The sequence below is a fragment of the Pseudoalteromonas sp. HF66 genome (genome assembly GCF_011806445.1).
GTDB classification, from domain to species: Bacteria; Pseudomonadota; Gammaproteobacteria; order Enterobacterales; family Alteromonadaceae; genus Pseudoalteromonas; species Pseudoalteromonas apostichopi.
The window spans coordinates 136,961-149,902 of the sequence record NZ_JAATOU010000004.1 but is presented as its reverse complement, the minus strand read 5'-3'; the positions used below and the strand labels follow the sequence as shown (position 1 = coordinate 149,902).

The 12,942-nt window shown below is 42.3% G+C and carries 13 protein-coding genes; all 13 read right to left on the bottom strand.

All coding sequences use genetic code 11. The features are described from left to right. Nucleotides 1–20 precede the first annotated feature (20 nt). Nucleotides 21–2,132, bottom strand: a complete 2,112-nt coding sequence (gene flhA / locus HCZ11_RS06275) for a flagellar biosynthesis protein FlhA (RefSeq protein ID WP_130052063.1) — start codon at nucleotides 2,130–2,132, stop codon at nucleotides 21–23. Between the two features lie 231 nt (nucleotides 2,133–2,363). Beyond that, nucleotides 2,364–3,494, bottom strand: coding sequence for a flagellar biosynthesis protein FlhB (gene flhB / locus HCZ11_RS06270; RefSeq protein WP_130052064.1), 1,131 nt, complete (start codon nucleotides 3,492–3,494; stop codon nucleotides 2,364–2,366). A 9-nt stretch (nucleotides 3,495–3,503) separates the two neighbouring features. Beyond that, nucleotides 3,504–4,283, bottom strand: coding sequence for a flagellar biosynthetic protein FliR (fliR, locus tag HCZ11_RS06265; protein ID WP_130052065.1), 780 nt, complete (start codon nucleotides 4,281–4,283; stop codon nucleotides 3,504–3,506). After that, nucleotides 4,284–4,553 carry a flagellar biosynthesis protein FliQ gene (gene fliQ / locus HCZ11_RS06260; protein ID WP_036970111.1) on the bottom strand — a complete coding sequence of 90 codons (270 nt, stop codon included), beginning with the start codon at nucleotides 4,551–4,553 and terminating at the stop codon, nucleotides 4,284–4,286. Between the two features lie 40 nt (nucleotides 4,554–4,593). Then, nucleotides 4,594–5,334 (bottom strand): flagellar type III secretion system pore protein FliP, encoded by a 741-nt coding sequence (gene fliP / locus HCZ11_RS06255; RefSeq protein WP_130052066.1) that lies wholly within the window; start codon nucleotides 5,332–5,334, stop codon nucleotides 4,594–4,596. Between the two features lie 4 nt (nucleotides 5,335–5,338). Next, entirely contained in the window at nucleotides 5,339–5,722 is a 384-nt protein-coding gene (fliO, locus tag HCZ11_RS06250; protein WP_130052067.1) for a flagellar biosynthetic protein FliO, read from the bottom strand. Next, the gene (fliN, locus tag HCZ11_RS06245) at nucleotides 5,719–6,120 is read right to left on the bottom strand and encodes a flagellar motor switch protein FliN (protein ID WP_054553267.1); all 402 of its coding nucleotides are present in this window, start codon (nucleotides 6,118–6,120) and stop codon (nucleotides 5,719–5,721) included. Before fliN ends, fliO begins: the two co-directional genes overlap by 4 nt. A 22-nt stretch (nucleotides 6,121–6,142) precedes the next feature. Then, a complete protein-coding gene (gene fliM, locus HCZ11_RS06240) occupies nucleotides 6,143–7,234 on the bottom strand; it encodes a flagellar motor switch protein FliM (RefSeq protein WP_054553268.1) in 1,092 nt (363 codons plus the stop codon). 9 nt (nucleotides 7,235–7,243) lie between these two features. Beyond that, nucleotides 7,244–7,765, bottom strand: a complete 522-nt coding sequence (fliL, locus tag HCZ11_RS06235) for a flagellar basal body-associated protein FliL (protein ID WP_167657943.1) — start codon at nucleotides 7,763–7,765, stop codon at nucleotides 7,244–7,246. A gap of 72 nt (nucleotides 7,766–7,837) precedes the next feature. Beyond that, nucleotides 7,838–10,213: a flagellar hook-length control protein FliK gene (locus tag HCZ11_RS06230; protein ID WP_167657942.1), complete on the bottom strand. Its 2,376-nt coding sequence runs from the start codon at nucleotides 10,211–10,213 to the stop codon at nucleotides 7,838–7,840. Nucleotides 10,214–10,313: 100 nt separating this feature from the next. Then, on the bottom strand, nucleotides 10,314–10,769 hold the full coding sequence (fliJ, locus tag HCZ11_RS06225; protein WP_130052070.1) for a flagellar export protein FliJ: 456 nt from the start codon (nucleotides 10,767–10,769) through the stop codon (nucleotides 10,314–10,316). Then, on the bottom strand, nucleotides 10,769–12,103 hold the full coding sequence (fliI, locus tag HCZ11_RS06220) for a flagellar protein export ATPase FliI (RefSeq protein WP_167657941.1): 1,335 nt from the start codon (nucleotides 12,101–12,103) through the stop codon (nucleotides 10,769–10,771). Before fliI ends, fliJ begins: the two co-directional genes overlap by 1 nt. 17 nt (nucleotides 12,104–12,120) lie before the next feature. Further along, the gene (fliH, locus tag HCZ11_RS06215; protein WP_130052072.1) at nucleotides 12,121–12,939 is read right to left on the bottom strand and encodes a flagellar assembly protein FliH; all 819 of its coding nucleotides are present in this window, start codon (nucleotides 12,937–12,939) and stop codon (nucleotides 12,121–12,123) included. Nucleotides 12,940–12,942: the final 3 nt, after the last annotated feature.

Genomic DNA, 12,942 nt, shown 5'->3' with positions numbered 1-12,942 from the left:
GGTTCAACCCCTTTACTATCCTATTGTTGGCCTACTGAGCTGACAATCTTAATCTGTCTTTCGTCTGGTACCTCTTGATAAGACATCACCCTTAAACCTGGGATTGTGTACTTAACGAAGCGAGATAACACAGTACGTAACATTCCTGACGTTAACAGTATCGAAGGTTCACCGGCCATTTCTTGGTTTTGATGCGCTTCATTCAATGATTGTTGAAGTCGCTCTGCAAGGCTTGGCTCTATTCCGGCACCTTCGTCACCTGCATTCTGAAGTGACTGATGCAACATCTGTTCCAACTCAGGCGCCAAGGTAATGACAGGGATCTCAGAAGACATACCAACAGCGTCTTGAACGATAAGTCTGCGAAGTGAAATTCGCACTGCAGCCGTTAGTACATCAGGGTCTTGGCTACGTGGACCATACTCAACAAGGGTTTGAACAATCGAGCGCATATCGCGAATTGCCACCCCTTCATTGAGTAAGTTTTGTAGCACTTTTACGATAGTAGTAAGTGGTAATACGTCAGGAACCAGTCCTTCAACAAGACGTGGATGACTCTTCGCTAACATATCTAATAAGTTTTGTACTTCTTCATGACCAAGTAGTAAAGCAGCACTGTTCGTGAGTAACTGACTAATATGAGTTGCAACTACCGTTGCTGAATCAACGACGGTATAGCCAAGTGATTGTGCTTCATCTTTTTGGTCAGGTTTGATCCAAACCGCATCTAATCCAAATGCAGGGTCTTTTGTGGCAACCCCTTTGATTGGACCAAATACTTGGCCTGGATTAATCGCTAGCTCATCACCATGTTTAAGCTCACCCTCACCGCTTGAAACACCCATCATAGTGATTCTGTATGCATTAGGGTCGAGTTCTAAGTTATCACGAATATGTACAGGAGGTACTAAGAAACCAAGCTCCTGAGAAAGTTTCTTACGTACACCTTTAATACGATTTAGCAGTTCACCACCTTGAGATTGGTCAACAAGTGGAATTAAGCGATAACCCACTTCTAAGCCAATAACATCAACTTGCTGTACGTCATCCCAGCCAAGCTCTTTTTGTTCTTGTTTATTGGCAACACCAGTACCAGGCGCACCACCATTTGCTTCTTGCTCTGCTTTTTCAGCTTCTGCTTTGGCTTTTTGTTGTTGTGTGAAATAAGCAAGGTAACCAAGTAAAGCACCTAAGCTTAAAAACGCGATGTGCGGCATACCTGGTACTAGACCCATGATGATCAGAATACCTGATGCAATATAAAGTGACTTTTCGTTACCTAGCTGTGTCTTAACTTGGTCGCCCATATTGTGCGACTCATTCTGACGAGTAACAACGATTGCAGTACCGATAGAAAGTAACAGTGAAGGCAGCTGTGCAACAAGACCATCACCAATAGTCAACAAGGTGTAGACTTCCATCGCACGGCTGAAAGATAAGTCATGTTGGATCATACCGACGAATAAACCACCAACGATATTGATCACTAGAATGACGATACCTGCTATTGCATCGCCTTTTACGAACTTACTAGCACCATCCATTGAACCATAGAAGTCGGCTTCACGGGTGACTTCTTCACGGCGTTCACGGGCTTGCTCTGCACTGATAAAACCTGCGTTTAAGTCAGCATCAATCGCCATTTGTTTACCAGGCATTGCGTCAAGAGTAAAGCGAGCTGATACTTCAGAAATACGGCCAGCACCTTTGGTGATAACCACAAAGTTAATAATGATTAAAATAAGGAAGACCACTAAACCAACAGCATAGTTACCGCCGATAACAACCGAGCCAAAGGCCTCGATAACTTTACCAGCTGCATCTCCACCATTATGACCTTCTAGCAATACCACACGGGTACTGGCAACATTCAGCGCTAAGCGCATGATAGTTGCAATCAGTAGAACCGCCGGGAACATACCAAATTCAAGGGGCTTCATGGTATAAACCGTAACCAGTAACACCACGAGTGCTAAAGCAATATTAAACGAAAAAAGAATATCTAAAAGAAACGGAGGCAGAGGTAATATCACCATACCCAGCGCAGCAAGTACCATTAACGGCGTACCGATACCCTTAGCATATTCTTTTTTATCTCTGTTAAGTTGTTGTAATACCGCTTTAAATTCCATAATTCAACAATTTCAAAAAATTGACACTACACGGAATTTGCAATAACTATTCCAAGTTACAAATTTATACCAATTCGCTTAATTAAGTGATCTATTTTGAGGCAATAAAACCTCGTTGATAGCAAGGCAAAAATTTCGTTATTTAGTTGTTCTAAATCAGAAATTTTTAACGCAGATAGCGACAGGTTTAATCCCTCAAAATGATTAAAGTATTATTGCGGATTGGTATTATTAATATTTGTAAGCATCTGGTATTGGTAGCTTTTTATTGAGCGGAACAGGGCGTTTTCCGCGCCCTTTTTGGAAGCGTTTTAACTGGAAAACATAAGCTAGCACTTGCGCTACTGCGGTAAATAGTTGATCAGGTATTTGCTGACCAACATCGGTAGTGTGATACAACGCACGAGTAAGCATTGGCGATTCGACAATTGGCACGTCATTACCCTTTCCCACTTTACGAATTTGCATAGCAAGCTCGTCCACGCCTTTGGCAAGAACAATAGGCGCACCAGCTTTAGCTGTGTCGTATTTTAGTGCAACAGAATAGTGAGTCGGGTTGGTTACAATAACGTCTGCATCAGGAACATCTTGCATCATCCGCCTTTGCGACATTTCCCGCTGGGTTCGACGAATACGCGCTTTAATTTGCGGGTCACCCTCAGAGTTTTTGTATTCGTCTTTCACTTCTTGCAGGGTCATTTTTAGCTCTTTATGGTGTTTATGACTTTGGTAAGGAGCGTCAATGGCGGCAATAATAATTAATGTACAAGTTAGCCCAAGGAACATCCAAGATAAAATTTCAAGCGCATGAATAAAATTACTAGGGGCGCTTTCTTGGCTTAAATGTAGTATTTCATCAAAGAAGGTATTGATTAAAAACACCGCAAAACCGGCAACGACAGCAAACTTTAAAATAGACTTGACCAGCTCTACCCCAGCTTGAGGACCAAGCATACGTTTTATGCCTTTAGCTGGTGACATTTTACTCGCTTTTGGTGCCGCCGCTTGCCAACTAAAGTTAAATCCTCCTAATAGTGTATTGCCTATAAAAGCTGCAATTACAATAATAAAAACAAACATTGCCATAGGGAATAGTAAAGCATCCGCAACTATTCCCCACACAGAGAACATTTTAGTGGTGTCGTAGGTTTCATTTCGATTAAGGCTTAATAAGCGCCCCATGACATTATAAAGTCCCTTACCAATTTCAGGACCATACAATAATAAAGAAATTGCCGAGAAGATAAGCACAAACATAGTGCCTAACTCTTTTGAGCGAGCAACCTGGCCTTTTTTCTTGGCGTCTTCTATTTTTTTTCCTGTGGGTTCTTCGGTTTTTTCTTGACCTGAATCTTCAGCCATGGCGCGCTCCTAAGGTGTACAACCAACTAGGCTGCACATTAACTCAACCATTTTTAACCACTGAAACTCAAATTGAGTCATAAAGTTACCTAGAGTAGCCCAAATAATCACAAGACCAGCCACCAAGGTAAACGGAAAACCTATCGAAAAAATATTTAATTGCGGTGCCGCACGGGTCATTACACCAAATGACATATTAATAACAAGCATCGCCGTCAGTGGCGCTAAAGCAAGCACCAGGGCAGTAGTAAACATCCAACCGCCCCATGTGACGATATCCCAGTAATGATCAACGGACCACCAAGTTCCATCGATTGGTAGTACCTCAAAGCTATGAATGACCATTTGAATCATCATTAAATGACCGTTAAATACGAAGAATAGCAAGGTAGCCAAAATTAAATAGAACTGACCAACCGCGGGGACATTCATGCCGTTAGATGGATCAACAACTGACGCAAAACCAAGACCAGTTTGCATTGCAAGTATTTGCCCAGCTAGTACAAAAGTGTTTAGTAATAGTACTGAAGCAAAGCCTATCGCCACACCAATAAGCATTTGCTGAATAACGACAAGGATCATTTCAAAGGAGAATAGGTTATTGAAGGTCGCTTGTGGCAGCATAGGCACAGCAACAAAGGTAACGACTACCGCTAAACCAAGTTTAATTCGAGTGGGTACATTCTTCGCACCAAGGCCTGCCATGATCATGATCATGGAACTAATACGCACCAATGGTAGCAAAAAATCGCTGAGCCATTGAATAATGACTGCAAATGGAAATTCCATTTAGCCTGCAATCTCCGGTATCGACATCACTAAACGAGTAAAATAGTCCATAAGCTCTTGAGTGAACCAGTGACCACCTAAAATTAATGCACTAATTGTAATTAACAAACGGGGTAAAAAGCTTAATGTTTGCTCATTGATGGATGTTGCCGCTTGGAAAACTGCCACCACAAGACCGACTAACAAGCCTGGCACCACAATTGCCGATACCAATTTAATGACTAAAAATAGTGCATCACTCAGAATATCGACAAAAATTTCCGGTTCCATTTTGTCTCTCCTAACTAATTATGCGCCTTGAAGTGCATTGTTACACCCCGAGCCCGAAACTCTTCGCAAGTGTGCCCATAACAAGACCCCAGCCATCAACTAACACGAATAGCATGATCTTAAATGGTAAAGATACAATCATCGGCGAAAGCATCATCATACCCATGGCCATTAATACGGAGGCCACAACCAAATCCACAATCAAAAAGGGAATGAAAAACATAAAACCAATGATAAAGGCCGTTTGCAGTTCACTGGTAACAAAGGCTGGGATTAAAACAATCAGTGGGGTGTCTTCTGGCGAGTCTAATTGCTCATAACCAGCTATTTTCGCAAAGGTCTCTAAATCTTTTATACGAACTTGCGAGAGCATAAAAGCTTTCATTGGCTCTTTGGCAAGCTCAAGTGCTTGTACTGAGGTAACTTGCTCATTCAAGTATGGCTCAATAGCGCGCTCATTCACCTGCTGATAAATTGGCGCCATAATAAAAATACTTAAAAACAGCGACATACCTAACAAAATCTGATTCGATGGCGTCTGTTGTAAGCCTATTGCTTGGCGTAATATCGCCAAAACCACAATAATCCGTGTAAATGAGGTCATCATAATCACTGCCGCTGGAATGAAGCTCAGCGCAGTCATGATCGCTAACACTTGTAGCGTCACAGAGTAATCTTGAGAACCATCAGGGTTAGTGGTAATAGTCAGGGCTTCTATACCCTCAGCGTTAACCGACGGCAAAAACAGCAAACTTGCTAAAATAAGTATCCACTTGATCATAGCGTTAATTCTTTTTATTTGAAGGTGATTGTGGGTTCAGTAGCTTACCAAACTTCTTGGCAAGTTCTGGGAGTTCTTTTTCTTGTAAAGGTGTTTCTAGCTTATGCAAGTAATTAATACTGTGCGGGGTAACACCAATTAAGTGTTGAGCGTTATCAATTTCAATAACCATCAAACGTTCACGGGAGCCTAAGGGCAAGCTACGCACTACTTTAAACTCATCACTGTTGGCAAGGTTTGGGTTTAATTTTTTTACCAAAAAAGCCAAAGCAATAATAACCACAAGCACTAAAAGCAAAGACATCACCATAGACAATAAATCTGCCGTTGGTGATGCCGTGGGAAATACAGTGCTCGACGCACTTGTTAAAACGACTAAAGCATTCATCGTAACTTTTTAATACGTTCAACTTGGCTAATAACGTCAGTTAAACGAATACCGAACTTATCATTTACTACGACTACTTCACCATGCGCAATCAGGGTGCCATTAACCAATACATCAAGTGGCTCACCAGCTACTCGGTCTAGTTCGACCACTGAACCTTGGTTGAGCTGTAATAGATTACGAATGTTGATTTTTGAACGACCCACTTCCATCGAAATAGTAACAGGAATGTCCAAGATAGTATCAAGTTTACGTTTTTCGTCGCCAGACAGCTCATGTCTTTCATCTTTTAGTTCATCAAGTTCAGCTACAGCCGCATCACCTGAACCACCTTCGGCTTCTTCAGCTTCAGCCAATGCCGCAGCCCATTCGTCCATTGTATCTTGATCATCACTCATTATGTTTAACCTTATAAATCGACTACCAGTCTAAATCCACACCTTCTGATAGATGTAGATCTTCTTCTAGTTCTGCTAATTCTGCATCTGAATCCAGTTTTTTGCCACCTTTTGTGAACACATGTAGTTCTGACTTAACTGATTCAGGGCGTTTAATTTTTTCGCTAATTTGTAGTGCAACATTGTCACGAGAACGACCCATTTTTGCTCTAAAGGTCGGCAATTCTTCTACAAAGACGGTGATATGTTCTGGCATTTCCACAGGGATAATATCGCCAGCTTTAAGCTCCATGATTTGTTGTAGTGTTAAATCGACCTCAAGTAATTGAGTCGACAAATCCACTTCAACATCCATGATCTCATCACGCAATGCTTTACTCCAACGTAGGTCAGTGTCTTCGGTGTCTGATTGCACACCGGCATCGAGCAATTCACGAATAGGCTCAAGCATAGAGTACGGCAGTGCAATATGGAAATCACCACCACCACCATCTAGCTCAATATGGAAAGAGCTAATAACAACGACTTCAGTTGGACTTACGATGTTAGCCATCGCAGGGTTAACTTCTGAGTCAAGGTACTCAAAAGATACATCCATTACCGGTGCCCATGCTTCTTTATAATCTTCAAAGATAATTTTAAGCAGCATTTGAACGATACGGCGCTCTGTAGGGGTAAATTCTCGGCCTTCAATTTTTGCATGATAGCGACCATCTCCACCAAAAAAGTTATCCACTAAAATGAATACTAATCGGGCTTCCATGGTAATTAGGCCTGTGCCCTTCAAAGGACGAAAACGTACCATGTTCAAACTGGTTGGCACGAATAAGGTGTGAATATATTCGCCAAATTTAATCATTTGCACGCCGTTAATCGACACCTCTGCGGTGCGGCGCATCATGTTAAATAAGCTAATTCGCATATGACGGGCAAAACGTTCATTCACGATCTCCAGGGTCGGCATACGACCACGGACAATACGATCTTGTGATGAGAAGTCATACTGTAAGGTATTACTGTCTAAGTCATCACCTTCGTGAATATCTTCCTCTTCGACTTCGTCGACGCCATGTAAGAGCGCATCAATTTCGTCTTGAGATAATAAATCGCTCACGCTGACCCCTTATTGCATCACAAAGCCGGTAAATAATACCCGCTCTATCACTTTGCTACCTTCAACATCACTTAATGCTGATTGTACTTTTTCAAGTGCAGCGACACGCACTGACTCTTTACCTTCGCTAGTACCTAATTCATCTGCGGTCGTTGTTGAAAGAACGCCAAGTAAGGTACTTTCGATAAGTGGAATGTGTTTTTTGGCAGTTTCTTCGTTTACTTCACCGCGCACTAGTAGCTGAACTTTTATCTGTACGATACGGTCTCGACTAGCACCGGGTACATTAAATACAAATGGACGTGGCATTGCGACATATAAAGCCGAACCAATCTGTGCGGTGCTCGATGGTGCAGCGGCCTCAGTTACTGTGGTTTCATCTGCTAGGCTTTCTTCAGGGGCATCATTGCCCATAAATAAAAAGTAACCAGCAGCTGCACCAACTATCAACACTACAGCAGCAATGATGATAATCAGCTTCTTTTTGCCTTTACCCGTATCTTCTATTTCTAAATTTGCTTCTTCGGCCATTGTCACTTCCCTCAAAGTTACAGCAAGCTGTTTATCACGCTGTAACTATTTTATTTCTTATAATAGCAGGACTCATGCATAGTAATCTATTGATGATGAAGATTGTTGTCGAGAAGTTTCTGCGCTTTGTGCTGTTACTTCTGGCTGCTGCTCCTCAGCTTGTTGATTTCCAGCAAGCTGCCCTTGCCCAGATTGCTCTTGTTGTTGCTCAGGGTTACCCTGCTGAATACTACTCTCACCAAGTTCAATACCTTGCTGCGCTAGCATTTCTCGTAAACGTGGCATTGACTGCTCTAAAGCTTCTTTTGTTTGCTGATTTTGTACAACAAAATTAATTTGAGCTTGCTCTGCATCGCTACGTATACGAATTTGCATACTGCCCATTTCTGGCGGGTCTAAGCGAATTTCAGCTTCTTTATTATTGATATTTAATAATGCACTAACACGCTCTTGAAGCATTTTTGCTGCATCACTTTTTATAATGTTAATCGCATGCATTACTCCAGGGTCAAGGGCCACTGATTTAGATTGAGTCTGAGTTTGCGCAGTTGTTTGTGTATGCATTGTTTGTACGTCAAGCGCTTGCTCGTATTGTTGATGAGCCATTTCATAAGCACCTGGCTGTACTGTTGCACCTGGTTGTACTGTTGCATTTGCTTGAGCCGTAATCTGAGTAAATAACTGAGCTACACGCGCAGTAACAGCTTCTTGTGTACGTTCTGTATTAATGTTTGTATCAAGCTCTGTTGCGACGTCATCACCAGTCATTGCTTTGCTTGCATCAGCTGTAACTTGCGCTGAGCTATTTTGTTTCGACTTGCTATGTTCAGCTGTGACCGTTGCTGCGGTAACAGGCATTGCTGTGGCTGTATTTACTTTAGCTGGAGCATTAATAGCCTCTGTGAGCAAGGTTTGTGCCGCAGAGAGCTTTTCGTACTGAGCAGTGCCCGGCGTTAACGTTTGCAGTTGAGTATTTACTTTATTTAAAAGCGCTTGCTGTTCATCCTTAGTCAACGCCGTGATTTGCTTTTCGACGCCTGTAGGTAACTTGTTATCTAGAGCCTTATTGTCAGCTAATTTAGTATCTTGTTTTGCCTGATTTTCATTAGCAATGTCTTGTTCTACAGCAAATTGTGATACAGGGCTTTGTGCTACTGACTTGCTATTGCTTAATTCAGACAATAGCGACTTGATTGTTGCCACCTCATCAGCGCTGAGTTTATTATCAGCTTTCAGTTGATTTATTTGTTGCTCAAGTTGCTTTTGCTGTTCAGAGGTTAGCGACAAACCTTTAGCGAACTCACTTACAGCATGTCCATCGCCACTTTGTACTTTAGACAGCAAGCTAGCGATTGACTTATCTGTCACTGGTTTATCTGATGTTTTCGCCGCACTTGCTTCAACGCTTTTTTGAGCTACCTGCTCAGTAGCCAGATTTACCGCAGGCTTATCAACGTTGCCTTGTGCTTGCTTTGCCGTCAGATCAACCGCTTTTGCATCACTTTGAGTGCCATTATCTGTATCGCTAAGTAACTTATTTAAAGCAACTTTGCTTGTCTCATTTGCACTAGGTACTTTTTCATCAGATGATTTTAATATGTCTACATTCGCTGACTGTTTTTGGGCGCTATTTAACAGAGCGTCTACATCAACTGTGGTTTCTTTGTTGTCAGTTACTTGTGCTGCACTGGCAAGGTTAGCCACCTGAGGTTTTGTATCAGGCGTATTAACAGCAGAAACACCCAGCTTTCCTTTATCGGCTAATGGGCTGTCAATAACAGGGGTTATGCTATCTTTTGGTGGTAAATCACCCATTGCTTTTAGCTGGCTATCTACCGCAGTCGCAACTTTAGACTTATGTAATAAGCTTGCTATTGAATTATCGCCTTCCGCGTCGGCTTTTGAATCATCGGTTTGTGCAACGTCTGTCATCGGTGAAGGTATAACAGGTGTAATGATATCGATTGGGGTTGGTTTTTTATCAACAACTACAGGGCTAACATCATTATTTTCAATCAATTTATTAACACGCGTACTCATAGCTTGAGCCGCATTAATTTGCGAAAGCAGTGAGTTTTCCTCATCTTCTACAAGAGCAAGTTCATTGCTTTGTTCTTTAGTTACAGCTTCATTACGAACATCTGGACTTGTTTTAGATTGCTGTTCTGAAGAGGTGGTAGCAGTTGCAGCTTTAGCATCAGCAGCTGTGCTTTCATCACCAGGTTTAGCATCTGATTTAGGCTCTCCAGAAGTACTGATAGCTTTAGTTTCATCAACTGAGTCAGCACCTGCATCACTTTTTGCTTGCGCGTTTGCCGCTTCACTTGCTTGTGTTAGTGAAGTTAAAAAACTTAAGCCCGATGCTTTGTCGCTAGACTCTGATTCTTTGCCTGAAAAACCAGTACCTTGCTCAGTTTTAACCTGCAAATTGATATCACTGATCGCCATAATTCACCTAAAACTAAAGAGGCAATTTGCCGCCGCAAGTGCCAAAATTAATGCTACTGGTTAGGTAAATGCAATTAACATGCCTAAAAAAGGTCGTATTTTAGAGAAGTGCGTTTTTAAGTTGACGTTGATAAAACTGATTTGAAGCGAACTCATCCAGCATTTTTTGCTCCGCTTTAGCCACCTGCATCGCTTGTTTTTCAGCTTGCTTTTCGATTAACTTCGCAACTGCTTTAGCTTTCACTTGCTGTTTTAACCACAGTGCTTTTCGCTGCGTAACAACTTGCTTTGCGGTATTCACAGTGCTTGCTTGCTGACGTATCGCTTCTTCAATTTTTGCGATAAAGGCATGATATTGACTAAACCCGGCACTAGACAAACCAGAGCGACCTTTCAAATGTAACTGCTGAGAATACTCCATGCGAAAGTTATTCAGCCCTTGCAGTTTTTGTTGGTTACTTTGTAAGTGCTGCTGCGCTTTTAAGTAATCCATGCGTAGAGACTCTTCTTTATCGCTCTCAAGCTTTAACAATAAATCAAGTTTACTTTTAGCCATTAACCTTGTCCTAATAACTGCGCAAGACCTTGTAGACCATCATCATAACTGATCACATCTTTCATGCCTTGCTGAAGGAATTGATTCACACGTGGCATCATATTAATTGCTTGGTCAAGCATAGGGTCGGTGCCTTTTTGATACGCACCTAGTGTGATCATATCTTTGTTCTGTTGATACATTGAATACACTTGTTTTAGCACGCGAGCTTGTTGCATATGCGCTTCAGATACAACCTGTGGCATAACACGAGAAATCGATTTTTCAATATCAATAGCAGGATAATGACCACTGTCAGCTAAATCTCGAGATAAAACAATGTGGCCATCTAAAATAGCTCGGGCAGAGTCAGCAATTGGGTCTTGCATATCATCCCCTTCACTAAGCACTGTGAAAAACGCGGTGATCGCACCTTGCCCTTCACCACCATTACCGGCACGCTCCACCAGCGCAGGCAGTTTAGCAAATACTGAAGGCGGATAACCCTTCGTAGCTGGAGGCTCACCAACCGCTAAGGCAATTTCACGTTGCGCCATGGCATAACGGGTAACAGAGTCAAGTAATAACAACACGTTAAGACCTTGATCACGAAAATATTCAGCAATGGTAACTGCACTTTCACAGCCTTTTAAACGCATTAATGGTGAAGCATCCGCAGGAGCTGCAACCACCACTGAGCGCTTGCGACCTTCAACACCTAAAATTTCTTCAATGAACTCTTTTACCTCACGGCCACGTTCCCCCACAAGACCAACAACGATTACATCGGCTTCAGAGCCGCGAGTCATCATACCTAGTAGCACTGATTTACCGACACCTGAGCCTGCAAACAGACCCATACGCTGGCCTTGACCTACAGTAATAACGGAGTTGATGGCTCGAACACCTACATCCATAGGCTGACTAATAGGACGTCTTGCCAGCGGGTTTATTGGACTTTGTGCAAACTTTAGATGATGCTCAGCATTAATGGCACCTAAGCCATCAAGTGGCCGACCGAGACCATCCACCACTCGGCCAAGTAAGCTCATTCCTACAGGCAACCCTGTTTCGTTTACTTTTGGAATAACTCGCGCACCAGGCAGTACACCAGAGATATGATCATTCGGCATCAAGTAAAGTGTTTGGTCATTAAAACCAACCACTTCAGCATCAACAAATCCATTGATGGTCTCAATTTTACATTGACTGCCAACCGGTGCTCTAAGCCCTTTTGCTTCAAGTGTTAAACCAACGACACGCGTCAGAATACCAGCAACAGCAGGTTTGGGAGCCTTGATATGTTTTTCATAGCGCTGTAAGCGTTCGCTTAGAGTCATAGATTGAGCACTCATAATGAGCCTAAAAAGTGTTAGATACCACTGCTATGCAAAAAGTTTTCCAACGTTTCTTTGACGCGGGTCTTAATTGTCATATCTAAGGATGATTGTGGGGTTTTAATTTCACAGCCACCACGATCTAATGTGGGTTCTGCGATTAACTGCCAATGATTATCTGCGATGGTTTGCTCGCCATAACTTTGGGTAATTAAATCGATATCATCAGGGTGTAAGTGAATACGTACTTTCGCTTGTTCTTCACCCAAAGCGTCAATAGCCTGCTTTAAAGCATGCAAAATGACTTCTGGTGAAGTTTTAATTTCTTGATAAACTAATACTTCAGTTAACATGACCGCTAGCTGCACTAACTGCTTTTCTGCACTTTCATCTACTTTAGATAAAGGCTGAGAAAGGCTATCGAGCAAGCTTCTCAAGTTAGTGAGCTGCTCTTCTAAAATAGGCTTAATTTCTTCTTGGCCTTGCTCCTTACCAAGCTCAACACCTTCTTTAAACCCCGCTTCTTTACCTTCATGAGCGCCTTTTTCAAAACCATCTATGTAACCTTGCTCATGGCCTTGCTTTAGCCCCTCTTCAAAGGCATCTTGACGGATTTTTTCAAGTTCAGCCATAGTCAATGACGGGATTTCAGGCTCTTCTGGTTGTTCGTCAGCTTGTTGTTTTTGCTGTTCTTTACGATATAAATCAGCTAGAGGCGTGCCGTATGCAGTTGAGCGCCCAGCAAGTTTTTTTGTATCTTGCGTAACTTCAGGGATTGGCCAGTTTTCAAGTAATTCATCAGCAGCTTCGCTGGCATGCACTGGACGTCCGGTATGAAAAGAAGACTTACTCATGGC